The sequence below is a fragment of the Bradyrhizobium sp. Kon69 genome (assembly GCF_055807515.1).
On sequence record NZ_JBVVOS010000222.1, the window covers coordinates 1 to 319 of the forward strand.

Here is a 319-nt window from a genome sequence, read left to right on the forward strand (position 1 = left end):
GTTCATTGAGCGGCCACTCCAAGGAGGGTGCCGGGGGTGAATTTCTCACGGCGGCTGTTGAACAGATCGCTGAAATTCAGCGCCTTGCCACCGGGCAACTGCAGGCGGGTCAGTGGCGGTGTCAGTCTTGTTGACCACGGTAGATGCGCCACCCGCAAAATTGGCGGTGGTCAGTTTCGAAGGTTGGGCCAGCTGCGATACCACCAGCGAGAACGAGCCGTTTGAAGCACCCGCCCCTGCAGTCATGGTGGCAACTTTTTCATCCGAAGAAGTACCGACCAAGCCACTGAAGCTGTTATCGGTCCCCATGGTCTTGAGT

General features: G+C 58.0%; 1 protein-coding gene. It reads right to left on the reverse strand.

From position 1 onward, the window contains the following. Window positions 1-45 precede the first annotated feature (45 nt). Window positions 46-319: flagellar cap protein FliD N-terminal domain-containing protein (locus AC0L3U_RS38920; protein ID WP_473365044.1), on the reverse strand; the 274-nt coding region annotated here is incomplete at its 5' end.